General features: G+C 49.8%; 18 protein-coding genes, 1 tRNA gene, 1 other RNA gene and 1 pseudogene. 2 read left to right on the forward strand and 19 right to left on the reverse strand.

Going from position 1 to position 24,837, the window contains the following annotated elements; translation table 11 throughout:
• Window positions 1-55: 55 nt before the first annotated feature.
• The 10 genes from KAH19_RS03560 to dnaX all read right to left on the reverse strand — a co-directional run bounded on the left by KAH19_RS03560 (window position 56) and on the right by dnaX (window position 10,138).
• Window positions 56-487 (reverse strand): Fur family transcriptional regulator, encoded by a 432-nt coding sequence (locus KAH19_RS03560; protein ID WP_021720189.1) that lies wholly within the window; start codon window positions 485-487, stop codon window positions 56-58.
• A 6-nt stretch (window positions 488-493) separates the two neighbouring features.
• Window positions 494-2,101, reverse strand: a complete 1,608-nt coding sequence (locus tag KAH19_RS03565) for a DAK2 domain-containing protein (protein WP_210685126.1) — start codon at window positions 2,099-2,101, stop codon at window positions 494-496.
• 21 nt (window positions 2,102-2,122) lie between these two features.
• Window positions 2,123-2,980 carry a DegV family protein gene (locus KAH19_RS03570; protein WP_210685127.1) on the reverse strand — a complete coding sequence of 286 codons (858 nt, stop codon included), beginning with the start codon at window positions 2,978-2,980 and terminating at the stop codon, window positions 2,123-2,125.
• Between the two features lie 373 nt (window positions 2,981-3,353).
• A complete protein-coding gene (locus KAH19_RS03575; protein WP_210685128.1) occupies window positions 3,354-4,721 on the reverse strand; it encodes an LCP family protein in 1,368 nt (455 codons plus the stop codon).
• 14 nt (window positions 4,722-4,735) lie between these two features.
• Window positions 4,736-5,401 (reverse strand): CoA pyrophosphatase, encoded by a 666-nt coding sequence (locus KAH19_RS03580; protein ID WP_210685129.1) that lies wholly within the window; start codon window positions 5,399-5,401, stop codon window positions 4,736-4,738.
• A 208-nt stretch (window positions 5,402-5,609) separates the two neighbouring features.
• Window positions 5,610-6,827 (reverse strand): dicarboxylate/amino acid:cation symporter, encoded by a 1,218-nt coding sequence (locus KAH19_RS03585; RefSeq protein WP_210685130.1) that lies wholly within the window; start codon window positions 6,825-6,827, stop codon window positions 5,610-5,612.
• Window positions 6,828-7,005: 178 nt separating this feature from the next.
• The gene (locus KAH19_RS03590) at window positions 7,006-7,278 is read right to left on the reverse strand and encodes a pro-sigmaK processing inhibitor BofA family protein (RefSeq protein ID WP_210685131.1); all 273 of its coding nucleotides are present in this window, start codon (window positions 7,276-7,278) and stop codon (window positions 7,006-7,008) included.
• 21 nt (window positions 7,279-7,299) lie between these two features.
• Window positions 7,300-7,899 carry a recombination mediator RecR gene (gene recR / locus KAH19_RS03595; RefSeq protein WP_009144536.1) on the reverse strand — a complete coding sequence of 200 codons (600 nt, stop codon included), beginning with the start codon at window positions 7,897-7,899 and terminating at the stop codon, window positions 7,300-7,302.
• A 4-nt stretch (window positions 7,900-7,903) separates the two neighbouring features.
• Window positions 7,904-8,230: a YbaB/EbfC family nucleoid-associated protein gene (locus KAH19_RS03600; protein ID WP_009144537.1), complete on the reverse strand. Its 327-nt coding sequence runs from the start codon at window positions 8,228-8,230 to the stop codon at window positions 7,904-7,906.
• An 87-nt stretch (window positions 8,231-8,317) separates the two neighbouring features.
• On the reverse strand, window positions 8,318-10,138 hold the full coding sequence (gene dnaX, locus KAH19_RS03605) for a DNA polymerase III subunit gamma/tau (RefSeq protein ID WP_210685132.1): 1,821 nt from the start codon (window positions 10,136-10,138) through the stop codon (window positions 8,318-8,320).
• A 165-nt stretch (window positions 10,139-10,303) separates the two neighbouring features.
• Here dnaX and KAH19_RS03610 point away from each other — a divergent pair, with 165 nt between their 5' ends.
• Window positions 10,304-11,872: a nitrite/sulfite reductase gene (locus KAH19_RS03610; protein WP_210685133.1), complete on the forward strand. Its 1,569-nt coding sequence runs from the start codon at window positions 10,304-10,306 to the stop codon at window positions 11,870-11,872.
• A 64-nt stretch (window positions 11,873-11,936) separates the two neighbouring features.
• Here KAH19_RS03610 and ffs read toward each other — a convergent pair.
• From ffs to KAH19_RS03645, 7 genes and pseudogenes are all read right to left on the reverse strand, one after another.
• Window positions 11,937-12,036, reverse strand: an RNA gene (gene ffs, locus KAH19_RS03615) — signal recognition particle sRNA small type.
• Between the two features lie 69 nt (window positions 12,037-12,105).
• Window positions 12,106-12,195, reverse strand: a tRNA-Ser gene (locus tag KAH19_RS03620).
• Window positions 12,196-12,351: 156 nt separating this feature from the next.
• Window positions 12,352-13,212 carry a universal stress protein gene (locus KAH19_RS03625; protein ID WP_009144540.1) on the reverse strand — a complete coding sequence of 287 codons (861 nt, stop codon included), beginning with the start codon at window positions 13,210-13,212 and terminating at the stop codon, window positions 12,352-12,354.
• A 145-nt stretch (window positions 13,213-13,357) separates the two neighbouring features.
• On the reverse strand, window positions 13,358-13,672 hold the full coding sequence (locus tag KAH19_RS03630; protein ID WP_210685134.1) for a helix-turn-helix domain-containing protein: 315 nt from the start codon (window positions 13,670-13,672) through the stop codon (window positions 13,358-13,360).
• 245 nt (window positions 13,673-13,917) lie between these two features.
• Window positions 13,918-15,315, reverse strand: a complete 1,398-nt coding sequence (locus KAH19_RS03635; RefSeq protein ID WP_210685135.1) for an FAD-binding oxidoreductase — start codon at window positions 15,313-15,315, stop codon at window positions 13,918-13,920.
• 74 nt (window positions 15,316-15,389) lie between these two features.
• A pseudogene (locus KAH19_RS03640) lies at window positions 15,390-16,790 on the reverse strand (FAD-binding oxidoreductase).
• A 268-nt stretch (window positions 16,791-17,058) separates the two neighbouring features.
• The gene (locus KAH19_RS03645) at window positions 17,059-18,465 is read right to left on the reverse strand and encodes an FAD-binding oxidoreductase (protein WP_040564517.1); all 1,407 of its coding nucleotides are present in this window, start codon (window positions 18,463-18,465) and stop codon (window positions 17,059-17,061) included.
• Window positions 18,466-18,757: 292 nt separating this feature from the next.
• Between KAH19_RS03645 and KAH19_RS03650 the strand changes: the two genes are divergently transcribed.
• Window positions 18,758-20,317 (forward strand): sodium:alanine symporter family protein, encoded by a 1,560-nt coding sequence (locus tag KAH19_RS03650; protein ID WP_210685136.1) that lies wholly within the window; start codon window positions 18,758-18,760, stop codon window positions 20,315-20,317.
• Window positions 20,318-20,362: 45 nt separating this feature from the next.
• Here KAH19_RS03650 and ligA read toward each other — a convergent pair whose 3' ends face one another.
• The gene (gene ligA / locus KAH19_RS03655) at window positions 20,363-22,402 is read right to left on the reverse strand and encodes an NAD-dependent DNA ligase LigA (protein ID WP_210685137.1); all 2,040 of its coding nucleotides are present in this window, start codon (window positions 22,400-22,402) and stop codon (window positions 20,363-20,365) included.
• A gap of 39 nt (window positions 22,403-22,441) precedes the next feature.
• The gene (gene pcrA / locus KAH19_RS03660; protein ID WP_210685138.1) at window positions 22,442-24,667 is read right to left on the reverse strand and encodes a DNA helicase PcrA; all 2,226 of its coding nucleotides are present in this window, start codon (window positions 24,665-24,667) and stop codon (window positions 22,442-22,444) included.
• Window positions 24,668-24,837: the final 170 nt, after the last annotated feature.

Consider the following 24,837-nt stretch of genomic DNA (forward strand, 5'->3'; position numbering starts at 1 on the left):
ATATATAAAGAAAAGTGTACCAATCAGCTAGAGAATCGGTACACTTCTTTATAGTTTAATGCATCGTGGAGCACTTCGGACACAGGCCAAAGAAATAGAACTGACGGCGGCTGATAGTATAACCGCTCTGCTTTTCTACATCCTGTGTCAGCTGCAGCTTAACGCCGTCATCCATCAGCGCATCGTCTACCGCACCGCATTTCAAGCAGCGCAGATGATAATGCTCACTGATATCGGCATCATAACGGAAGCTGTCCTCTCCTGTATTCAGAATCTGAATAACGTTGATATCATGCAGAATTTCTACGGTTTTATACACCGTAGCAAAGCTCATAGCAGGAAACTTCGGCTGCAGCTTATTAAACAGCATCTCTGCATTCGGATGCCATGTTTCATCAGCCAAGGCTTCATATACAGCAAGTCTTTGAGGGGTGACCTTATAGCCACGCTCGCGCAACAGGTTGGTTAATTCCTGACTTGTAAGCATATTTCATCACTCCATTGCCAAAAGAATCGGATACAGCGGTTGTCCGCCGTAAAAGGTTTCAACCTCCCACTCATCATTCAGCTCTTCCACTTCAGCTGCCAGCTTTTCAGCCTGCTCTTCGGTTACATCGGCACCATAATATAAGCTGATCAGTTCATAATCCCCATCTGTCAGCATCTTCTGCAGCACTTCCTCCATGCTGCTGCCGTTGCAAACAATTTTATCATTTAAGATACCAAGATAATCGCCCTCATGGATGGAAATACCGTTTACTACGCTGTCGCGTACAGCTACGGTAATGCTGCCGCTGGATGTTTCCTTGGCTTCCTTGGTCATAATAACAGTGTTTTCGTCCATGCTGCGGGTTGCATCAAAATGCAGCAGTGCGGACAAACCCTGCGCCATATTGGTAGTAGGAACATAAGCCACCTTGGAATTACCCAGCAGCTTACGCACCTGCTCAGCCGCCAAAACAATATTCTTATTGTTCGGCAGAATAATATACTGCTCGCAGGTACCGTTTTCAATAGCATTGACAAACTCCTCTACCGGAGGATTCATGCTCTGACCGCCGCTGATAATCTCTGCAGCGCCCATTTCATGCATAATCTTGGCAATGCCGTCACCGGCTGCGACAGTAAGCACACCCACGCCATGCTTCACCGGCTGAATATCATCAGCGCTAAAGAGACGGTTTTCGTGCTGGTCGCGCATATTTTCTACTTTGATATCATGCAGAGTTCCCCAGGTCTGCGCCATGTTGAGCGCATCACCGGGATGCTTGGTATGGATATGTACTTTTACAATATCCTCTACCACTGCCACAATCATGGAATTGCCCATGCCCTCCAAGGCCTTGCTGACAGTCTGCTTATCAACATTTGCATCCTTGACGATAAATTCGGTGCAATAAGGATATTCCAGATCAAGCGGCTCGCCCTTCTGAATCTGTACCTTGGCACGCGGTGTAACAGGCAACACTTCGCAATCCTTACCGCGCAGGCCTGCCAGACAGCCCTCGAAAAAGACAATCAGGCCCTGACCGCCGGCATCAACAACACCGGCTGCCTTCAATGCAGGCAACAGCTCCGGAGTTCTTGCAAGCTCTTCCTTGCCGCTGCGGATAGCCTCCAGCAGTACTTCCTCCAGGCTTACATTACCGCGGACAGCATTATAAGCGCCCTTGGCCATACCGCGGGCTACCGTAAGAATAGTGCCTTCTACCGGTTTGGATACACTGCGGTAAGCATATAAAATACCAAACTGGAAGGCCTTGCCGATTTCTGTATTGTTCAGCGTCTTTTTACCGGCAACACCCTTGCCGATACCACGCAGCAGCTGTGACAAAATTACGCCGGAATTTCCGCGTGCACCCATAATAGCGCTGCGGGCAGCTGCGGCACCGATTTCTCCGGCCTCGGCCTCATCGCTCATTGCGCTGATAGCCTTCGCCACGGACGCCATAGTATGCATCATATTAGTACCGGTATCGCCATCCGGTACCGGAAATACATTTAAATCATTAATAGCTTCAAAATTCTTTTCAAAGCTATGGTAAGCACCCAGCAGCATATCCTTCAGCTGCTTGCCGGTAATTACCTTGCTATTATTCATCTAAACCCCACACCTTTCCTTTCAGGCTTTGCGACGGACAAACAAGCCGATAGCACCGGGTCCAAGATGAGCAGCCAAAACGGTGCCGATACCTGTAAGCATAGTCGGTACATTCGGGAATAATTCCTGCATCTGCTGTTTCAAATCCTCTGCATCTGCCAAAGCCTCTGCATGAGCGACGAAAATTGCTTCAATGGGTGCTTTTTCCGCAGCCATCTCAACCATGCGCTTCATAACCTTTTTACGGGTACGGCACTTGTCCGCAACTTCCAGTTTGCCCTCTTTATCTAAGTGCACAATAGGGCGAATACCAAAAATACTTCCTATCAAAGCGCCAACCGCGCCAATGCGTCCACCCTTTTGCAAATAGTCTAATGTATTTACACTGAAAAATGTTTCTGTACGCGCAACCATCTCACGCGCCATTTTTTCGGCCTCGTCAATATCCATGCCCTCAGCTGTATGCTTCAACACTTCCATAGCAATACCGCTGATAGGGCAGGCAGCAGTCTTGCTGTCGATTACACGGATATCCGCGCCCTTTATATCATCCATTACCTGACGTGCAGCAACGCAGGCGGTCTGGTAGGTACCGCTGAGCACGCTGTCTACTGTCAGCATAATTACTTTTTTGCCTTCCTGAGCAAGCTTGGTGAAAAGCTCAATTACAACGCCGATAGGCGGCTGAGAAGTAATCGGCAGCTTGCCGGTTGCGTCTACCATACCGAACAATTCTGCCAGAGAACGGTCACCGTCCTGCCATTCCAAATCTCCGTGACGGATAATCAAACGCAGAATGTGGCAACGTGGATCATCCTTCAAAGCTGTTTCGTCTGCTGCCGAAATACTATCTACGACAACATGTATTTCATCGTGCATATAAGCCTCCTGTTAGTTATGAATATTCTCTATTTAAGTTATATCCGTTCTTCTCCCATATTATATTATATTGTACCATATTCTGAAAACTATTGCTACATTGACTATAGCTAACTGACAATATTTCAAAAATTATATACTAAATTTCTAAAAATGGCAAAAAAAAAAGCCCTTACGAAGAAGGGCCAAATGAGGGGCTGTTTTGATGCTCTTAGTATACCATCTTTGTATACAAAATGCAAGAGTTTTTTGTAAATTTTTTTACGTTAGCTGACTAAATTGTCCACGAACTTCCGGCAAGCCTTCCGATTCGTGGACAACTTCATTATTGATTATCATAGCCCGCAGTATCAAACCTGCGGCCGCTTACAGCTTATTTAAAGTCTGCACCCAGCATAATTACGCCATCGCAGTCGGCAGCACCGTCACGGCTGATACGCATCTGATGCGCAAAGGGAACATTGGAAAGACGATTGACAACAGCACCGTTATTAGTTGTAGAAACAACAACAGTATTGGCAATTATTTCACCGCTGCCACCGCTGATAACCTCAAAGCCGGCATTACGCAAGCGTGCGGCAGCCTCCGCACCTGCAGTTTTGCTGCCACTGCAGTTTACAAGGCGCACAACTCCGCGGCTGTCGGAGGAAGCTTCCTCGGAAGCGGCGGATTTTTGATCTTTGCCTGCTTTCTTGGATTTGCCGGACTGCTTAGCTTCTTCTTCCTTGGCTTTTTCTTCCTTTTTAGCCTTCAGCTCTTTTTCCTCTTTGACAGCTTCCTTATTTTCCTCGCTGTCATCGCCCTTTTCTACCTTTTCAACAGCGTTGTTGTATTCCTTTTCCATCAGCTCAGCTGCAGATTTGTAGTGCTCCGTCATGGTTGCACCCTGCATCTTAACCATCAGCTCACGCAGGTCGGTAATATCCGGCAGCCAATAACTGATACCGTCGATATACTTCGGAGTACCGGGAACCATCGCCATAGACAGGCCCTTTTCCTTAACCATGGAATGCAGCGCTCTGCCCAAATCCATCATATCGCTAAGAGGCATATCAGTCTTCACCATAGAGGTCAGCTGCTTAGCCAGACCGGGGATATGCAGCAGCATATCAGCAGAGGTAATCTTGTCGTAAACAGCCATCAGGAAATGCTGTTGGCGGCGGATACGGCCGATATCGCCCTCCTCATCACGGAAGCGTACATATTGAATGGCTGTTTTGCCGTCCAGATGCTGACGGCCCTTTTTCAGGTCAACGGTAAAGCCATCCCAGGTATCATGATAATACATATCCTTTTCAACATCGATATCAATACCGCCGATAGCATCAACAAGACCGGTAAAGCCTTTAAAATCAACCATGACGTAATTGTTGATTTTAATACCCAGCAATTCTTCTACAGTTTTCTGTGTCAGCTCACGGCCGCCGTAAGCGTAGGCATGGTTAATCTTATCCCAGCCGTGACCGTCAATGCGTACGCGTGTATCACGCGGTACCGAAAGCAGGGAAGCGCTTTTGTTGCTGCTGTCGAACATTACGACAAAAAGCGTATCACTGCGGCCCACATCGTCGGAGCGTTCATCAACACCCATAACAACGATATTCTTTTTCAGATTCAGCCTGTCTGTCGGCGCAAGATTATCCAATCCCGTTTCCGGAAAGAAATAACCGAAGGCAATATAGCCTACTACACAGATAGCTGTTACAATCATTAAAATTTTTGTCTGGAGAATGCTTTTCATCCTTATATAACCTCTCAATCAATTTCTTCTGCCAGATATTCCGTCAGCTCCTTACGGCTGCGGTACAGGAAAGCATACAGCATGCGTGCGGTCAGACCCCAGATAACCTTATCCTCATACAGGTAAAAATACACATAATAGGACTTGTTCATGCGCCAGCCACGCTTGCGCTGCGGCACCAGGTCAAACGGAAAATCATCACCAGGATGGTCTGCCAGCTGCACGGAGCCACGCCTTGGCTTTTGCTCCAAAAGCACCTTTAGGGGTACAGTAAAGATGCGCTCTACCTCGCTTTTGCTGTACGTAATCTTACTGATATCATCAATCAGACCAACAAAGGGGTGGATAATCGGTCCGTTATGCGTTACCAGACAATCCAGCTCACCGCAGATGGTGATATTCTCCGGCTTCAGGCCAAGCTCCTCGCAGGTTTCGCGCACTGCGGTATTGCGGAAGCTGTTATCCTCACATTCGTACTTGCCGCCGGGAAAGCACACCTCACCCGGCTGACTGCGTAGCGTATGTGCCCGTTCCTCAAACAGCACACTGATGCCTTCGTGAGTACGCACTAAGGGCAGCAGCACGGCAGCGTCCCACAAGCGGTCCAGCTTGTCAATTCCGGGAGCACGGCGATGCAGACGTTCAAACAATACATACTGTAATTTTTCCATCTCATTCATAATAACACCTTATTTTAACACCTTCGTCAGCAAATGAAAATAGTATTTATAAATTTCTGCGTGAGACAGGTGTTTTCCTGCCGCAAAATGTAACTAAGCTGTAAAATCCAAGTAACAATCCTTAAAAAATGCTTTATTTACACTGTTTACGGCAAAAGGAAAGCGCCAGCCGCTAATGCAGCTGACGCCAAGGGAAAGACAGATTTAATTAGTACAGAGGAGCTTCAGCTTCTGCATGCTTTTTTTCGCTCTTGTCAACCAGCAGAGTTACAGCAGCATCGCCGGTGATGTTAACAGAGGTACGCGGCATATCCAGGATACGGTCGATACCTGCGATAAGAGCAGAGCCTTCCAGCGGCAGACCAAGGCTGGTCAGAATCATGGTCAACATGATGAAGCCTGCGCCCGGAACACCTGCAGTACCGATAGAAGCCAAAGTACCGGTAACGATAATGGTCATGTATTGGGAAGCGGTGAGGTCAATGCCGTACAGCTGAGCAATGAACAGTGCGCATACACCCTGGTAAGCAGCAGTACCATCCATGTTGATGGTTGCGCCCAACGGCAGAACGAAACTGGAAACCTCTTTGGAAGCGCCCATTTTTTGAGCACAGCTCATGGTCAGCGGCAGAGTACCGCCGGAAGAGCAGGAGCTGAAAGCCATCAGGGATGCCGGAGCGATACCCTTAATGAATTTGATGAAGCTCATGCCTGCCAGGAATTTAATCATAGAGCCGTAAACGAGAACTGCGTGCAGGAGGCAAGCCAGATATACAGCGATAACAACCTTCAGCAGCGGCAGCAGTACGGAAGGACCGTTAGATGCAACTACCGGAGTAATCAAGCCGAAAACACCAATCGGAGCAACAGCCATGATCATGCCGACGATTTTGTAGGAAACCTCAGCCAAACCATCAATGGTGTGCTTCAGAGCGTTAGCCTTTTCACCGACAACGGTGATACCGGCACCAACGAAGAGAGAGAAAACGATGATTTGCAGCATGTTAGCTTTAACCATAGCTTCCAACGGGTTAGTCGGGAAAATGTCAATGATAACCTTGGAAATAGGCGGTGCAGCCTTAGCAGCAACCTTAGCGGTATCAGCAGCCATATGCAGGCCAACACCCGGCTGCATGATGGTACCGATTGCCAAACCAATAACGATAGCAAAAGCAGTGGTTACCAGATAGAACGCTACGGTTTTAACACCGATACGGCCTACCTTTTTGATATCACCCAAGCTGGTGACACCGATTACCAGGCTGGAGAATACCAGCGGTACGATAACCATTTTGATCATGTTCATGAAAATTGTTCCCAGAGGACCAATCCAGGTCTTGGCGAAGCCGGCACCTTCAGCACCCAGCTCCAGGCCTGCAATAATACCAAGCGCAAGGCCGATTAAAATTTTTGTAGATAAGTTCATTTTTACAACCCCCAGATAATTAAGTAAAAAAACTGTTAAGTCAATTATAGCAACTTATCATTAAAAAGTCCGATTGTATACAGTATTATTGCCGTGTATACAATATTATTTACGACTATCCCGTCTAAGCGCATAAAAATACCCCTGCAGCAACGTGCAGGGGCAAACGCAAATTACCTTATTTAACTAAAAGCTCATACAGCACTACGGCAAGAGCACCGGGAACACCGAAGAAGCCGGCAATCAAAGCCTTGATAACGGTAATCTTCATGGTAAAGCCCGCCAAAGAGCCTACCAAATTAATGAACCACAGCAGCAGTGCGCCGCAGAGACCATTCCACACCAGCTTAAACGGCATCGACAGCAGCTTTACTACTATCAAAAGCAGCAGTACGCCGCCAATCATCGGTCCGAAGGCACCAAGCGGTGTCAAAATAGCATTAAGTTCCATATTAAATAACGCCGGTCCTTTCTACATTGTGCGCCTGTTTTCCAGCGCTTTAGACAAGGTTATTTCGTCAGCATACTCCAAATCGCCGCCCATCGGCAGGCCATGAGCAATACGGCTGACGGTTATTCCTACAGGCTTCAGCAGCTGTGCCAGATAGGTAGCAGTAGCTTCGCCCTCTACATCCGAGTTGGTCGCAATAATAATTTCACTGACTGATTCCTGCTGCAGGCGCAAGAGAAGCTCTCTGATGCGCAGCTTTTCCGGGCCTATACCGTCGAGCGGCGAAAGCACACCGTGCAGCACATGATACAGTCCGTGATAGCCATGACTGCGCTCCATAGCCGCAATATCCTGCGGCTGCTCCACTACACAGATAGTAAAGCTGTCGCGTGAGCTGTCACGGCAAATCTCGCATACATCGCTGTCAGTAAGATTAAAGCAGCGGCTGCAGTAGTGAATCTGCTCCTTGGCACCGCTTAAGGCCGCCGCCAGCTGCTTCACATCCTCCGCAGGCATGTCAATCACATGATAGGCCAGTCGCATAGCTGTTTTTGAGCCGATGCCCGGCAAACGCCTGAGCTGCTCATATAAATTAGCCAGCGGCCTGATCATTCTTGCCATCAGCTTAGAACATGCCAGGCAGCTTCATGCCACCGGTAACCTTAGCCATTTCTTTTTCAGTCAGCTCGTCAATTTGCTTCATAGCGTCATTGACAGCTGTCAGAATCATATCCTCAAGCATTTCTACATCCTCGGGATCTACAGCGGTCGGATTGATTTTGATGGATTTCAGTTCTTTTTTACCGCTGACAACAACGGTTACGGCACCGCCGCCGACAGACGTTTCTACAGTACGGCTTTTCAGGTCCTCCTGCATTTTCGCCATATCAGCCTGCATTTTTTGTACCTTTTTCATCATTGCCTGCATATTACCCATGCCACCTGGAAACATAATTAAATTCCTCCTTGATATTTACATATATTGATATTATATATTCTCAGAAACATAAGCCAAGGCTTCAAAGCCTCAAATTAGGTTTCATTGGTCTGATATATCCGTTACACTGCCGCCTAAGGCATTAAAAGCCCTGCGCAGGTTTTCCGGCAACTGTGCTGCCTGCAGATTTTGCGCTTCGCTTTCCGGCGATTGCTGCACCTCCTGCTGCTTTACAGGGGGCTGCGGCAGCTTGGCCTTGCCCTCAATAACAGCCTCCAGCCTGATTTCGCGCCTTGCCAGACGCAGCAGAACCTCCTCGAAGGCTTTGCGATAGTCATCCTTGTTCATCCTGTCCGCAAGAAAGGGTGCCTTAAAGGCAACCTGCAGAATGTTGTTGGCAAAACTGAATACTCTGCCGTTTTTAGCACAGGATACCATAGAATTCTTCTTTTCGGCCTTCATAATCTCCAGAGCCTGCTTCCAGAAATCCTCACCTGCGGCAAAATCACCGGCATATTCCTCTGTCTGCTGCACTTTAGCACTTTTAGGCTTAGGAACGGCGTTCACCGCCGCAGCCAACGTATCGGCAGCAGGCTGCGGTTGCGCTTTAATTGCAGGCTTTTTAGCCGGAGCAGGTTTTACTGCCTGCATCTGATCTGCCGCAGGTGTCTGCTGTGCAATCTGCTGCTGTGCTGCCGCCGCAAAATCTTCCTGAGCAATCGGCTGTGCTGCAGGCTCGACGGCAACCGGTGCCGGCGGAGCCTGCTGATAAACAGGCATCACACCGCCTGCCAGCTGACGCTCCAGCTGTTCTATTCTTGCCGACAAAGCAGCCAACGTGCTGCCCTCTACGCGGCACAAATCCAAAAGGCACATCTCCGCAGTAATACGCGGACGCATAGAACCGCGCAGCTCCTGAATAGCGCCATGCAACCTCTCCTCCGCCGCCAACAGACGATCACGTCCGAACAACGGCGCCAGCTCCGCCAACGCTTCTTTGGTATCTGTCAGATAAATTTCCTCATAGTCAGGAACTGCCAGATAAAGCACCAGCGCCCGCAGATATTCAATAAGCTCCGTAAGCACCTGCTTGACATCCTTGCCCTGTTCCAGCAGCAGATTCAACGTAGCCAATGCCTGCGGCAACTGCCTGCGGCCTATTGCTCCCGTCAGCTCATGCAGTGCTTCACGTCCTACGATGCCCAGCACCTCACGCACAGTCGCTACGGTAACACGCTTAGCCATGACTCCGCACTGGTCCAACAGGCTCAGCGCATCACGCATACCGCCCTCAGCCTGAATAGCTATTAAGCGAAGCGCGTCCGCATCGGCCTCAATACCGCTGCCTGCCGCAACCATAGCCAGATGCTCCGCAATCTCGTCTACTGTTACTCTGCGAAATTCAAAGCGCTGGCAGCGCGACTGAATCGTTGCAGGCACCTTCTGCGGGTCCGTTGTCGCTAAAATAAATACAGCGTGTGCCGGCGGCTCCTCCAGTGTTTTCAGCAAAGCATTGAAAGCACCGGTAGAAAGCATGTGCACCTCGTCGATAATATAAACCTTATAACGGCTTTCCGCCGGCGTAAAGGCTACCTGCTCCCGCAGGTCACGGATATTATCTACACTGGTATTGGACGCAGCGTCAATTTCAATTACATCCAGAGAGGTTCCCTGCACAATGCGCTGACAGTTGCCGCATTGTCCGCAGGGTTCGGCAGTAGGCCCCTGCTCGCAGTTCAGGGCCTTGGCCAGAATACGCGCCATACTGGTCTTACCGGTGCCGCGAGGACCGGAAAACAAATAGGCGTGAGCAATTTTACCGCTTGCCAAAGCATTTTTCAAGGTTGTTTTCACAGCCTTTTGTCCCACAAGAGCGTCAAAATCCTGCGGCCGCCACTGGCGGTATAATGCTACATAAGCCATCACTGCACCTCCCCGGAATTTATTACATACATAATTATTATACTCAAAATAGCCTGAAATGTAAATTGAAGTTTTGCAGTCCCAGTCTTCCGTTAAAACAAATATTTTACTAATGCACTAAAGTATTATATAATATCATCAGCTAATCAAAAGGAGGCTACAGCAATGACCATACCTGAAATTGACAAGGACTTTTTGCGCAAGCAGCTGCCGGAATTTGCCGGGCAGACTGCCGACTATCATAACGAAAAAATCGGCAAAATTGCCTACAAGGAGTTTTCCGGCTACTTCGGCAGCTTTGCCCAACGTGACGGCAAAAGCAACATGCTGCGCCTGCGCTGCAGCGCAGGACGCATCACTGCGGAAAAGCTGGTCTTCATCGCCAAGATGATCCGCAAATATAACATCAGCCGCATTCACTTCACAACCGGGCAGACTATCCAGCTGCATGACCTCAGCGCCGAGGCTGCCGCTGAAATTTTGGAGCAATGCCTGGACGCGGATATCATTCCCTTCGGCTGCGGCGGTGACTATCCCGGTAATGTTCTCTGCTCACCCTTAAGCGGTGTGGAGCGCGAGGAATATTTTGACGTACTGCCTTATGCCGAAGCAGCAGCGCAATATCTTGTCGCCTCCATTCCCGACGGCAAGCTGCCGCGCAAATTTAAAACCGGCTTTTCCAATTCCCCGCAAAACCTTACGCACGCCACCATGCGCGATTTAGGCTTCGCCGCTCGTCCCGACGGCCATTTTGATGTCTACAGCGCCGGCGGTCTGGGCCCTGCTCCCTGCATCGGTATAAAAATGGCGGAGGCTGTTGCTCCCGAAAAAATTCTCTATCATATCAAGGCAATGCTTGCTACCTTCCGCGAATGCGGTACCTATACGCAAAGAGCCAAAGCACGCACACGTTATCTGCCTGAGCTTTTAGGCGGTGAAGCAGCCTACAAAGCAGCCTACAGTGAACGCCTCCTGCAGGCACTGCAGGAAGGCGGTCTTGATTTGCAGCCTGAGGCAACAAAAATCACCAAGCGCGACTTCAAGCTCATCACCGGCTTCCGCATTACCTCGCAAAAACAGCCCGGTCTTTATGCCGTAAATTATCATCCGCAGGCAGGCCTGCCCAAAATTGAAAGCTTCCTCGCTCTGGCGAATTATCTGCAGAATGTTAAAGCCGCCGAGCTGCGTCTTGCACCCGACCAAAGCGTATATATTATCAACCTCACTGCTCCCGAAGCAGCAAAGGTTATGTCGCTCACGCCGGACACAGCCTATAATGCCTTCACAAGCAGCGTGGCCTGCATCGGTTCCACCGTCTGCCAGATGGGCATGGGCGATTCTCAAAGCCTGCTGACAAGCTGTTTTGAAGAAATGGCTACGCAGTACGCCGCCAGCGATGCGCTACCACAGATTTATATTTCCGGCTGCCCCTCCAGCTGTGGTACTCACCAAATAGGCGAACTCGGTTTCCGCGGAACTGTTAAGGTCATCAAGGGTAAAGCACACCCAGCCTTCACCATGTACATCAACGGTTGCTCTCTGCAGGAAAGCGAGCGTCTGGGAGAAGAGGTCGGCACACTGCTCGCCGAGGATATTCCCTTCGTGCTTTTGGAAATCGGCAAGCATATCGCCCAAAGCGGACTGGACTTTGCCGCCTGGCAGGCAGCAAACCCTCAGGCCATCGCCACTATCATTGCTCCCTATATGAAAAAAATCGAGCTGCTCAGCAAATAAGCACAGCACAAAAAAATCCGTCGCACATGCGACGGATTTTCTTCGTTATTTCCCTGTAGGACCGCAAAGACGGGCTTCCCCACGGCACATGAAAGTATCCGCTTAAGGCTGCTTCCTTCCGGACCTGACCTGGTTCACAGGCTCCCATTGCGCAGGACCCGGCTCTACGATCCTACAGAGAAACAAATATATGATTTTATTAAAAAAGCCGCTCAGTGCGGCAGATTTTTAAGTGGCGGAGAGAGAGGGATTCGAACCCTCGGTACGGTTTCCCGTACACACGCTTTCCAGGCGTGCACCTTCAACCACTCGGTCATCTCTCCAAGGTTGAAAACTTTAAACTATTTTCAATTTGCCAGCACAATACGTACCCGCAGTCAACATAACTGCAAGTAGTATTATACTGGCATTTTCAATGAAAGTCAAGCGTTTTTTGTAAAAATTTTTATAAAATCCTCAAAAAATTCTTCTGCGGCAGTTTAGGAGAAGGTATCCTCCTCATCACTGTCTTCTGCAGGCAGCAGCATTACCGCACAATCAGAATTCAGGACTACGTTTTCCGAGGTGCTGCCCAAGTCATCGCCGTTAGTCATATCGGCACCGGTTTTAGTCATCATAATCAGGCTGACATTATCACGCTCACAGATAGCGGCAATTTTTTTGGAGGCTACGCCATGTGCAATGCGGTAATCGGCTTCAATACCGAAAATTTTCATTTCGTCTACCAGCTCTTGCAAAAACATTTTGGCACTGCCGTATTTTTCCTTGTAATCATGCTTGTTTCTGCTGTGCTCAACAACATGCACAAACAATACCTTACCTACATATTCACGCAGGCTGCGGATAACGTTCAGCGCTTCTAAGGATTTACGGGAAAAATCGGTCGGTATCAGCACAGTATCCAGCAGATTTTCTGTAACCTCATCTTCCTCATCCTTATTAATCAGCAGGGGAATCATTGTAGCCCGTGCCAGCTCATAGGTAGTGCTGCCCATCAGCGCACGCTTCAAAAAGCCCTTGCGGTGAGATGCTACCAGCATCAGGTCAGCGTCGTTTTCTTCCGCCAGCCTGCTTAAGGTTTCGCAGGGCTCGCCTGCCGGGGTTACAATGGAAATTTCTTCATAGCCTGCCTGCTCTATATCATTTTTATACCCATCCAATCGGCTGCGCGCTTTTTTAAAGCTGCTACCGTCAGGGTCGGCATCATCGTCATCATCAAAGACGTGAGCCAAAACCACTTCCGTTTCCGTATCGGGGCATAAGCAAAACAGACACTCGGTCAATTTATCAGCCTGCGGGGACAGATCTGTGGCCAACAGGACCTTGGTGAATGTACTCATCTAATTGCTCCTTTAAAAAATATGTAATATATGGATAGTTCGCCATGAATCCCGAAATTCCTGCCTGAGTAAAAAACAGCTTTCCTAAAAATACTGCCACAGCAAAAACAAAAAGCAAAGCCATAAAATGACTTTGCTTTTTGTTTCAGGCACGTGCCTTTTTCAGGAGTCTTGCCAGCTCCATAACATTTTCCAGAGTTATATCGCTGCTGTTATCAGCTTCCTTTTCCCCTTCGATATCAACAAAAAAAGAACTGATAGGACATTCCAAAATCTGATGCAGCTTAATCAGATTTGGTATTGTCAAACCCGCGCGTCCGTTTTCGATATTGCTTAAATGCGTCTGAGTTACCCCCAACTCTTTCGCCAATTCTGTCTGAGATACCTTAGCGGAAATGCGCTGCATTTTTACACGCTTGCCTATCAGGCGATTGTATTCCTCTGTCATATTCATCATCATATTCCCCTTTTCATAATATATATTCATTATTCCTAATTAAATTTATATAGATAGCATTATAACATATACGTATTTTACAAGCAATAGTTTTTTAATTTTCCGCAATTTATTTAACTCTGCCTCTATCAAGTTGGCAACATTTATAATGTAAGCGAGGAATATTGTAAAAAAAAAAGCGACGTACTCTTGCATATAAGAGTACGTCGAACGCTATATTAAAATTATTCAGCAGTGCTCAAAAAGAATCAGGCACGGATAAGCTTGCCCGGATTCAGGATATTGTTCGGGTCCATAGCGCGTTTAATAGTCTTCATGATAGACATTTCTACCGGGTCGCAATAAGCTGCCAGTGCGTCAATCTTTTTCGCACCGATGCCATGCTCGCCGGAAAGACGGCCACCCAGGCTGTAAACATATGCGTAGCAGATTTTGTGGAACTCTGCGAGCTGTTTTTCCCATTCTTCGTCGGTCATATCCATCTTCAGGCAGTTAAAATGCAGGTTACCGTCACCTGCGTGAGCCAGGCACATGCATTCGAAATCAAATTGCTTGGAAACCTCCATCAGGTGGTTCAGGCAGACAGCGATTTTGTCGATAGGTACAACAAGGTCATCAGAGGTAGATACCTTGCTCAAAGCCTTGGAGCCTTCCAGACAGCTGCGGCGTACCTTCCATACACGCTCATCTGCTTCAACAACGTCGGTTGCACCGCAGGCAGTACAGATTTCGTCAAGCTGCTCCATCTTCATATCCAGCTCGTCCTCGTTAAAGGTTTCCACGGTAACGATAACATAGCTGCCATCCTCGTAATGCGGCAGACGCTGTTCTGCATAATCGCTGGCAGCACGTACAAAGCCGTTGTCCATAAATTCAACACTTGTCGGATTCAGGCCGGCCTTAACCAGCGCAGGTACCAAGTCGACAGCCTTCTGTACCTCGGTGAAAACTGCAAGGATATCCAGACGATACGGAGCCAGCGGCAGCAGCTTCAGAGTTGCTTTAGTGATGATACCCAGAGTACCCTCACTGCCCATTACCAATTGGTCGAGGCAGTAGCCGGTGCTGCATTTTTTCAGGCGGTTGCCCAGCTCAGCGATTTCACCGGTCGGAGTAACAACCTCGATAGAATAAACCTGATGACGGGTAGTGCCGTAGCGTACAGCCTTATTGCCGCCGGCGTTGGTTGCAATATTGCCGCCGATCATGCAGCTGTCTGCGCTGCAGGGGTCACCGGCATACAGCAGGCCTGCTTCATTAGCCTTAGCCTGAATATCAGAGGTCAGCGCACCTGCTTCAACCTCCATATACATAGCATCAGCATCGAGCTTAATAATTTTGTTCATGCGCTCCATCAGCAGCACAATGCCGCCGAAAACAGGGATTGCACCACAGGATACGCTGGTACCTGCACTGCGCGGAGTTACAGGCACAAGATATTTATTGGCGATTTTCATAACAGCAGCAACCTCTTCGGTGCTGCCCGGTGCTACAACTACCTCCGGCAGATGGTGGTAATGAGCGTCCGGCTCTTCGTCGGTTTTGTAACGCTCCAGAGTTTCGGCATCATTTTTTACATGCTCTGCGCCGACTGCTTTACGCAGCTCCTCCAAAACTTCTTCGGTTACGGGATTGTAATTTGTCATACTAAAATCTCTCCTTTGCTACTTAGCTACTATGCTACATATTTTAGCTTCTCCAAGACCATTGAAAGGTCTTCTTATAAATTAAAAACCTTGCCGGGGTTCAGGATATTATTCGGATCCCAGGCTTTTTTAATTTTTCTCATCAGCTCCAGCTCACCGCCCGGAGTAAAGCGCTCCAGGAAGTGTGCCTTCTTGCTGCCAATGCCATGCTCACCGGAAAGACGGCCGCCATGCGCATAAGCATACGTATAAACCTCTTCCGTAAAGCGGCTCAGTTCGGATTCCCACTCCTCATCGGACAAATCCAGCTTGCACAAAACGATATGCAGGTTTCCGTCACCGATATGCGCGTTGATACGCAGAGGGAAGGGCTATTTCGCCACAGTTTTAATGATGTACTGAATCATATCGCTCATTTCATCAACAGGCACAGCAACGTCATCCGTCGTGCAGACCTTGCTGATGAGGCTGACAGATTCCAGACAGTTGCGGCGCATCGACCAGATACGCTCATCAGCCTCCAGAACATCCACAGCTCCTGCGCCCTCGCAGATATCGCTGGCCTGCTCCATTTTCATATCTAGCTCATCTTCATTGAAGGTTTCTATCGTAATGATAACGTAAATACCGTCTTCAACATGCGGTGCACCGGGGAATTCAAGATATTCCGAGGTTGTCCGCACATTAGGATTATCCATATATTCGATGCTTGTCGGGTCAATACCTGCTTTCACAAGCTGCGGCACCACACCGATTGCTGCCATCGGATCGTGGAAAATCGCCAACATATCGATTTTATACGGAGGCAAAGGCTGCAGCTTCAGCGTTACCTGTGTAATAATACCCAGCGTGCCCTCGCTGCCGATAACCAGTTGCTCCATGCAGTAGCCTGTGCTGCATTTTTTCAGTGGCGAGCCCAAGTCAACAATATCGCCGTAGGGCGTAACAATCTGCACAGCGTATACCTGATTGCGCGTTACACCGTAGCGCACAGCCTTGATGCCGCCGGCATTCGTCGCCAGGTTGCCGCCAATCTGGCAGCTGTCGCTGCTCGACGGGTCGCCTGCATAAAGCAGATTCTCCGCCTTCGCCGCTGCCTGAATATCCAGCGTGCGCACACCGGCCTGTGCTACCATGTACAAGCCTTCCTTATTCAGCTCGATAATTTTGTTGAGACGTTCCATCAGCAGCACTACGCCGCCCTTGTCGGCAATAGCGCCGTCAACGATGCCTGTACCGCCGCCGCGCACGGTCAGCGGAATGAGATACTTATTACACAACTTCACTACGCCGGCAATTTCCTCGGCATCGGCGGGAATTACCACTACATCCGGCAGATGGAAGCAGCGTTCGTCCGCCTCCTCGTCCGTCTTGTAGCGGTCGAGCGTGTCAGCATCGGTTTTGACATATTTTTCGCCCAACAGCGTTTTTAATTCATCAATAAATTCAGGAGTTACAGAATTATAATTGCTCATAATACACTACCTTTTCTAAAGGCTGACGAAAAGGTATCAGAGGCGAGGAAGGACGACGACGTACTTTCACATACTCCCAGATACCATCCCGACGCAGATGGTGCTTTATATGCGCCGGAATTTTATTTTCTCAATAATACACTACTTTTTCTAATTTTTATAAAGAGTGCAGAGAAAGTATCAGATGCGAGGGAGGGCGACGACGGCGTACTTAAACGTACTCCTAGGAGCCATCCCGACGCAGATGGTGCTTTATATGCGCTCTTGCTTATGCGTTGAAGACTTTGCCGGGGTTAAGTATAAGATTCGGATCCCAAGCCAGCTTAATTCTGCGCATCAGCTCCAGTTCACCGGCAGGTGTAAATTCTTCCATATAAGCCAGCTTCTTGGCACCGATGCCATGCTCACCGGCTAAGCGGCCGCCCTGAGCGTAAGCATAGGCATAAACCTCTTCATGGAAGTCATGCACAATCTTTTCCCAAGTTGCATCATCCAAATCGCATTTGCAGAGAACGATATGCAGATTGCCGTCACCGATATGCGCGTTGATTTTTACCGGAATCGGGAAGGGATACTTGCTGCCGATATGCATAATTTCTTTAATGGTCGGCGCAATGCGGTCTACAGGCACAACAACATCGTCGGTCAGGGAAACCTTGCTTACAAGGCTGATAGATTCCTGGCAGTTGCGGCGCATTGCCCAGATGCGGTCATCCGCTTCCAGAACTTCAACGGCACCTGCTGCCTCGCACAGCTCGTCGAGCTGTTCCATCTTCATGTCCAGCTCATCCTCACTGAATGTTTCTACCGTAATGATAACATAAATACCATCCTCATAATGCGGTGCGCCCTTAAATTCAATATAATCGGCGCAGGCACGCACATAGGAATTATCCATATATTCCATGCTCGTCGGATTCAGACCGGCCTGCATAATCTTCGGCACTACGTCAAGAGCTTTGAACGGGTCGTCAAAAACCGCCAACAGGTCAAAGCGATACGGAGGCATCGGCTGCAGCTTCAAAGTTACCTTGGTGATGATACCCAAAGTACCTTCGCTGCCCATTACCAGCTGCTCCATGCAATAGCCTGTGCTGCATTTTTTCAGACGGCTGCCAACCTCTACGATTTCGCCTGTCGGGGTAACCATCTCCAGGCTGTAAACCTGATTACGGGTAACGCCGTAGCGTACAGCCTTGCTGCCGCCGGCATTGGTTGCCAGGTTGCCGCCGATCAGGCAGCTTTCGGCGCTGCAGGGGTCGCCTGCGTAAAGATAGCCTGCTTCGTTGGCCATCTTCTGAATATCAACTGTACGCACGCCGGCTTCGGCGACAACATACATCGCTTCGGTATTCATTTCAATAATTTTATTCAAGCGCTCCATGAGCAGTACAATACCGCCGCAGACAGCAATCGCGCCATCGGCAAGGCTGGTACCGCCGCTGCGGACAGTCAGCGGCACATTGTACTTATTGCACAGCTTCACAACTGCGGCAATCTCTTCAGCATTGGCAGGACGTACAACAGCCTCAGGCACACGGAAACGGCGCGGATCATATTCCTCGTCGGTTTTATATTGCTCCAGCTTTTCAGGCTCTGTAAATACATTGGCGTCACCTACTACGGCGCGCACATCCGCTAAAAACGGTTCTGATACGGAATTATACTCTTTCATCATATTCCCTCATTTCTAAATTACATATAGACATCTGTGCGAAAGACAGCAGATGTTACTTATCTAACTTTATATTATATTACAAATCGCGCTGTTTGTCTGTAAATTATGTATGAGAAATCAACACAAAAAGTTTTTCTTGCAGAGAAAATAGGTTTCGCTATATATTGTATACTTCCCCGCACCCATTGCCAAGCAATATAAAAAAGGTTAAGATATAGATAATGAAGCTGCCTTTGCTGCGCCTTAACGCAAGGGCAAAATAAATTTACAGCTATAGGAGAGAGGTCTTATGCAAGCTTTATTTGATGCAGTTAACGCCATCTGCGCCAAAATCCAGATTGTTTCCAATCTGTTCTGGGATTTCCCCTGCAATCTTGACTGGTACGGTTCTATCCCCATTCTGGGAAACTTTAGTCTGGCAATTATTTTATTAGTCGGCACAGGTATTTACTTTACCTTCCGCCTGCACTTTGTACAGGTACACAACTTTCTCTTCGCTATAAAGGTGCTAATGCAGCGCAACCGTACGCGCAACGGTATTTCCTCACTCACAGCCTTTTTGCTTTCCACCGCTATGCGTGTCGGCCCCGGAAATATCTTGGGCGTAACCGGCGCAATTTCCATCGGCGGCCCGGGCGCATTGTTCTGGATGTGGGTTTCCGCCTTCTTCGGCATGGCAACGTCCTTCGCCGAATCCACGCTTTCGCAGATTTTCAAGGAAAAGCGCGATAGCGAATATGTCGGCGGCCTGCCTTTTTACGCACGCAAATTGTTGAACGATTCCGCCGCTGCCGGCGTTGCGCTCAGCATGCTGTACATTGTTTATGCGCTGCTGTGCTTCCCCGCACAGGGCTTCAACACTATTTCCGCCGTGGGTGCCATCGCCAGCAAAATCAGCGGTGTGAACATCCCCACCAATTCCTCGCTCTACTGGATTTCCTTTGCAGTGCTTATTGTTATCACCGCTGTTATCAGCTTCGGCGGTATTAAAAAGGTAACGAAGGTTACCGACCGCATCGTTCCCGTTATGGCAGTTATTTATGTACTCACCGTCATCGCTTTGACCGTCGGCAACATCGACCGCATTCCGCTGTTCTTCAGCTCCGTTTTCACGCAGGCCTTTGCGCCTGATGCTGTTTTCGGCGGTGCCTTCGGTCTGGCGCTCAGCCAGGGTATTAAGCGCGGCCTGATGTCCAACGAAGCAGGCCAGGGTACTATTACCATGCCGGCTGCGGCAGCAGAGGTTGCTCACCCCTGCGAACAGGGCTGCGTACAGGCTTTAGGTGTTTTCCTTGATACCATCGTTATCTGCACTCTGACCGGCTTTGTCGTTATCATGGGCAGCATGTGGCTCACGACAGATGCTCAGGCTTGGTTTGAGCTGGGCAAGCTCGATAAATTCCTGGCCTCCTGCGGTGCTCTTACCGGCGGCAATGACATGCTTTACAGTGTTGTTACGCTGCTCGTAAGCGTTTGCTTCGGCCTGTTTGCCTTCACCTGCCTCTTGGGCTTTATGTCCTTCACCGAAATGTGTGCTAACCGCATTTCCAGCAAGGCATCCTTCATCAACGCTATCCGCGTGCTGTGCCTCATCGTTATTTCCTTCGGCGTTATCACCAACATCGCCGGTATGGATTTAGGCGCGCTCTGGGAATTGAGCGACTTCGCCAACATCCTCATGGTATACTGCAACTTACCGCTGCAATATATCGGCTTTAAATATGTATTGCGTGCCTGGAAGCACTTCGAAAAGAACGACGGTACTCCGTTCACCTCCGAAATCGCCGGGCTGCAGTTGCCTGTTTGGGACGCTTTGGCCAAGGAACACAAAAACGAATATCATCACTAAAAAATTAAGCGTGGCCGCTGCTCGCAGCCACGCTATTTTTATGCCTTATTCACCTTTAAGCAAACGTAAAAATTCTGCTTCATCAATAACCGTTACGCCTAATTGCTGTGCCTTTTCCAGCTTACTGCCGGCCTCCGCGCCCGCAATGACGTAATCCGTCTTTTTGCTGACGCTGCCGCTGACCTTAGCGCCCACGTCCTGCGCCATCGTCTTTGCCTCGGCGCGTCCCAGCGTAGGCATTGTGCCCGTAAAGACAAGCGTTTTGCCGAAGAAGGGGTTATCCTCCTGACTGGCAGGCGGTGTAAACGTCATCGTCAGTCCTGCTGCCGCCAAGCGCTCCACCAGGTCGATATTCGCCGGCACGTTCAGCCAGGTGACGGCGCTTTCCGCAATCTTATCACCGATATCACGAATCTGCGCCAGCTCCTCAGGCTGTGCCTGCTGCAGCTTTTCCATGCTGCCGAATTCCGTTGCCAGAATACGCGCTACCTTGGCACCCACATGACGGATACCCAAAGCAAAGAGCAGCTTGTCCAGCTCGTTCTTCTTGCTCTCGCTCAAGGCTGCAAGCAGATTATCAGCAGACTTTTCGCCCATACGCTCCAGCTTCAGCAAATCCTCCTTGCGCAGGCTGTACAAATCCGCAGCATCACGTACTAAGCCCGCATCAAGCAGCGCATTGATAACAGAAGGACCGCAGCCGTCGATATTCATCGCATCACGGCTGACAAAGTGAATGAGGCCCTCGCGTCCGAGCGCCGGGCAGTGCGGATTGGTGCAGCGGATAGCTGCCTCCTCGCCCTGACGCTCCACACGCCAGCCGCATTCCGGACAAACATTGGGGATTTCCACCTCTTTTTCGCCACCGGTGCGCTTTTCAGCAACTACACGCAATACCTCGGGAATAATTTCACCGGCCTTGTTGATAACAACCCTGTCACCGATGCGGATATCCTTGGCACGGATAAAATCCTCGTTATGCAGGGTAGCACGGCTAATAACGCTGCCGCTTAATTTTACCGGTGTCAGCACTGCCGTCGGTGTCAGTACGCCCGTGCGTCCTACACGCCAGTCGATATCCTCCAGCGTAGTTTCCGCCTGCTCCGGCGGATATTTATAGGCCGTTGCCCAGCGCGGATCCTTGCCTGTAGCGCCCAGAATACGCTGTTGGTAAACATCGTTGACCTTAATAACAGCGCCGTCAGTATCGTAGGACAGGCCTTGACGCAGCTCGTTGAAATCGCCGATATATTTAATCGCCTCGTCGATATTTTCGACAACCTTATAATTTTCGCTCACCTTAAAGCCGTAGCGTGCCAGCAAGGCCAGTGATTCGCTGTGCTTGGGCTGCGCGCCCTCGCCTACCAGATAATAGGCAAAAAAGCTCAGGCTGCGGCTTGCCGTTACCTGCGGGTCCAGCTGACGCAGGCTGCCTGCCGCCGCATTACGCGGATTGGCAAATTCGCTCTCGCCGCGCTCCGCGCGCTGCTCGTTTAAACGCATAAACGCCTGACGCGGCATATAGACCTCACCGCGCACGTCCAAAAGCTCCGGCACTGCTTCACCCTCAGGCACCTTCAGTGTCAGCGGAATGCTACGGATGGTGCGCACGTTGGCCGTAACATTTTCGCCTACTACGCCGTCACCGCGGGTAGCGGCACGCACCAGCTTACCGTTTTCGTAAATCAGGCTGCAGGCCAGACCGTCAATCTTCGGCTCCATAACGTATTCCACCTTGCTGCCTGCAGGCAGACCGCCTTGCACGCGTTCGTCAAAGGCACGCAGCTCCTCGGCAGAAAACACATTGCCAAGGCTCAGCAACGGCTCCAGATGGCGCACCTCGGTAAACTGCGAGGAGGCACGGCCGCCGACACGCTGCGTAGGCGAATCGGCCGGAATGCTGTCAGGATAGAGCGCCTCCAGCTCACGCAGGCGCACCATCATGCGGTCATATTCGGCGTCCGTAATCTCCGGCGCATCCAATACATAATATAAATATTCGTTATGACGGATTTCGCGGCGCAGCTTTTCGGCCTCAGCCAAATCCGCTGCACGCTCATCAGCAAATAAATCCATTTCTGCCATTGCTTTATCCTCCAACATTTTTATCAGGAAAGCCGCTGCTTACAGCTTTTCCAGCTTAGCATACTTCGTCAGCAGGCTACGGATACCACCGCCGGCAAACGCAACCGTAACCTCCTGGCCGTCATCCGCAGCCTTAGCGGTAACAATCGTGCCTGCGCCCCACTTCTTATGCATAACCTTATCGCCGACATGGAAGCTGCAGCCTGCCGCCGCACTGCTTTCCCTCGGGAAGAAGCTGGCCTTATGCTGCTCGAACCAGTTGGCGTTTTCCTTGGCAGTAGGCTTGTGTACCTGCGAAGTCATCGCCGGGCGCTGTACAACCGGACGCTTGATTACATGCACCAGATTACGCGGCACCTCCTGCAGGAAGCGGGACGGTGTGTAATACTGCGTGCGGCCGTAGATAGTGCGTGTTCTAGCGTTGCTCAGGAACAAATGCTTTTCCGCACGCGTAATGCCTACATAGCACAGGCGGCGCTCCTCTTCAATCTCATTATCATTCATCAATGTGCGGGAATGCGGGAAGATACCCTCCTCCATACCTACCAAAAAGACATCGGGGAATTCCAGGCCCTTGGCGGAATGCAGCGTCATCAAGGTAACTGCCTCCTCACCCAGCTCCGCATCATCAATATCGGCAACCAGCGCTACGTCAGACAGGAAGTTTTCCAGCGTCGGCTCTTCGCCGTTACGCTCGCATTTAACTGCGAACTCCTCGGTTACGCTCAGCATTTCCTTCAGGTTTTCCACACGGCTTTCGTCCTGCGGGTCCTTGCTGCTTTGCAGCTCCTCCAGATAGCCTGTTTTCAGCAGCACATCATCCAAAAGCTGTTTTACCGGCACATCGGCAGCCTCGCCCATCAGCTCAAAGAGCAGCTCGCTCAGCTCGTCCAGCTTGTTGGCAAAACGGCTCGCAAGACCGGGGACATCCGCTGCATTGGTCACTACCTCAAACAGCGTCTGTCCGCTGGCATTGGCATATTCCTGCAAGCGTGCCAATGTCGCATCACCGATACCGCGGCGCGGAACGTTGATAATACGCAGCAGGCTCAAGCTGTCATGCGGATTATAAAGCAAGCGCAGATAAGCCAGCGCATCCTTGATTTCCTTGCGCTCGTAGAACTTCGTACCGCCGACCATCGTATAGGCGATACCGCTCTTAATCAGCATTTCCTCGAATACACGCGACTGCGCGTTAGTGCGGTACAGCACCGCCATATCGCCCAGCTTAGCGCCTTCATTCAGCTGCAGCTTCTGCATATTTTCAATCACATAACGTGCTTCATCTCTTTCATCGTTCGCCTGATAGTAAATGATTTCCGAACCGTTGCCGTTGGCAGTCCACAAATTTTTCGGCTTGCGTCCGCTGTTATTGTCGATAACGGCATTGGCGGCATCCAGAATAACCTGCGTACTGCGGTAGTTCTGCTCCAGCTTCACCAGCTTGGCATCGGGATAATCCTTTTCGAAATCAAGGATATTCTGAATATCGGCACCGCGCCAGCCATAAATGCTCTGGTCGGCATCGCCTACTACGCAGATGTTTCTGTGGCCTGCAGCCAACAGCTTCGTCAGCAGGTACTGCGCATGGTTGGTGTCCTGATATTCATCAACCATCAGATAATCAAACTTGCGCTGGTATTTTTCTCTTACCGCCGGATTTTCCTGCAGCAGACGCAGCGCCAGCAGCAGTAAATCATCAAAGTCTACGGCATTGTTGGCCTGCAGCTTTTTCTGATAAGCATCATAAATTTTTGCCACCTGCTGCTCATAATAGCCGGAGGCCTCACGAGCATAGGCATCGGGCAGCAGCAAAGCATTTTTCGCATTGCTGATATGGCTGATAATCGCCGGCAGCGGGAAACGCTTTTCATCAAGGTTCATTTCCTTCAGCACCTGCTTAATCAGGTTTTTGCTGTCGCTTGTATCGTAAATAGCAAAATTATTGGCATAGCCGTTGAGATTTTCCAGCTCATAGCGCAAAAGACGGGCGCAGAAGGCATGGAAGGTAAACAGCCACACATCTCTGGCCGCAGCGCCTGCCATACGGTCCACGCGCTCGCGCATTTCCGCGGCGGCTTTATTGGTAAAGGTAATCGCCAAAATGCGATAGGGACGCACGCCCTGCTGCAGCAGATGCGCAATACGGCAGGTAAGCACCTTCGTCTTGCCGCTGCCTGCACCCGCCAGAATCAGCATCGGTCCGTTAATAGTCTGTACTGCATCAAGCTGCTCTTTATTGAGTCCTTGCATTGTATCGGTCATCAGTAGTTAGCCTCCATAACATTTCACGAATGCACCTGCATCCTCTTCTTGGGTAAAAATATTTTTGACTTAAATATTATATCACAAAACGCTTCTCTTAGCAGAAGAAAAGCAGCCGCTTTAGCCTAGAGATATGCTAGGAAAAGCAGCTGCATTGTGTTAAAATAATG

The organism is Phascolarctobacterium sp. Marseille-Q4147, assembly GCF_017968825.1.
Taxonomy (GTDB): domain Bacteria; phylum Bacillota; class Negativicutes; order Acidaminococcales; family Acidaminococcaceae; genus Phascolarctobacterium_A.

Excerpts from the sequence above, each read along its gene's own strand:
- KAH19_RS03560 (WP_021720189.1), bottom strand. The coding sequence starts at position 487 with ATGCTTACAAGTCAGGAATTAACCAACCTGTTGCGCGAGCGTGGCTAT.
- KAH19_RS03565 (WP_210685126.1), bottom strand. The coding sequence starts at position 2,101 with ATGAATAATAGCAAGGTAATTACCGGCAAGCAGCTGAAGGATATGCTG.
- KAH19_RS03570 (WP_210685127.1), bottom strand. The coding sequence starts at position 2,980 with ATGCACGATGAAATACATGTTGTCGTAGATAGTATTTCGGCAGCAGAC.
- KAH19_RS03575 (WP_210685128.1), bottom strand. The coding sequence starts at position 4,721 with ATGAAAAGCATTCTCCAGACAAAAATTTTAATGATTGTAACAGCTATC.
- KAH19_RS03580 (WP_210685129.1), bottom strand. The coding sequence starts at position 5,401 with ATGAATGAGATGGAAAAATTACAGTATGTATTGTTTGAACGTCTGCAT.
- KAH19_RS03585 (WP_210685130.1), bottom strand. The coding sequence starts at position 6,827 with ATGAACTTATCTACAAAAATTTTAATCGGCCTTGCGCTTGGTATTATT.
- KAH19_RS03590 (WP_210685131.1), bottom strand. The coding sequence starts at position 7,278 with ATGGAACTTAATGCTATTTTGACACCGCTTGGTGCCTTCGGACCGATG.
- recR (WP_009144536.1), bottom strand. The coding sequence starts at position 7,899 with ATGGCAAGAATGATCAGGCCGCTGGCTAATTTATATGAGCAGCTCAGG.
- KAH19_RS03600 (WP_009144537.1), bottom strand. The coding sequence starts at position 8,230 with ATGTTTCCAGGTGGCATGGGTAATATGCAGGCAATGATGAAAAAGGTA.
- dnaX (WP_210685132.1), bottom strand. The coding sequence starts at position 10,138 with ATGGCTTATGTAGCATTATACCGCCAGTGGCGGCCGCAGGATTTTGAC.
- KAH19_RS03610 (WP_210685133.1), top strand. The coding sequence starts at position 10,304 with ATGACCATACCTGAAATTGACAAGGACTTTTTGCGCAAGCAGCTGCCG.
- KAH19_RS03625 (WP_009144540.1), bottom strand. The coding sequence starts at position 13,212 with ATGAGTACATTCACCAAGGTCCTGTTGGCCACAGATCTGTCCCCGCAG.
- KAH19_RS03630 (WP_210685134.1), bottom strand. The coding sequence starts at position 13,672 with ATGATGATGAATATGACAGAGGAATACAATCGCCTGATAGGCAAGCGT.
- KAH19_RS03635 (WP_210685135.1), bottom strand. The coding sequence starts at position 15,315 with ATGACAAATTACAATCCCGTAACCGAAGAAGTTTTGGAGGAGCTGCGT.
- KAH19_RS03645 (WP_040564517.1), bottom strand. The coding sequence starts at position 18,465 with ATGAAAGAGTATAATTCCGTATCAGAACCGTTTTTAGCGGATGTGCGC.
- KAH19_RS03650 (WP_210685136.1), top strand. The coding sequence starts at position 18,758 with ATGCAAGCTTTATTTGATGCAGTTAACGCCATCTGCGCCAAAATCCAG.
- ligA (WP_210685137.1), bottom strand. The coding sequence starts at position 22,402 with ATGGCAGAAATGGATTTATTTGCTGATGAGCGTGCAGCGGATTTGGCT.
- pcrA (WP_210685138.1), bottom strand. The coding sequence starts at position 24,667 with ATGACCGATACAATGCAAGGACTCAATAAAGAGCAGCTTGATGCAGTA.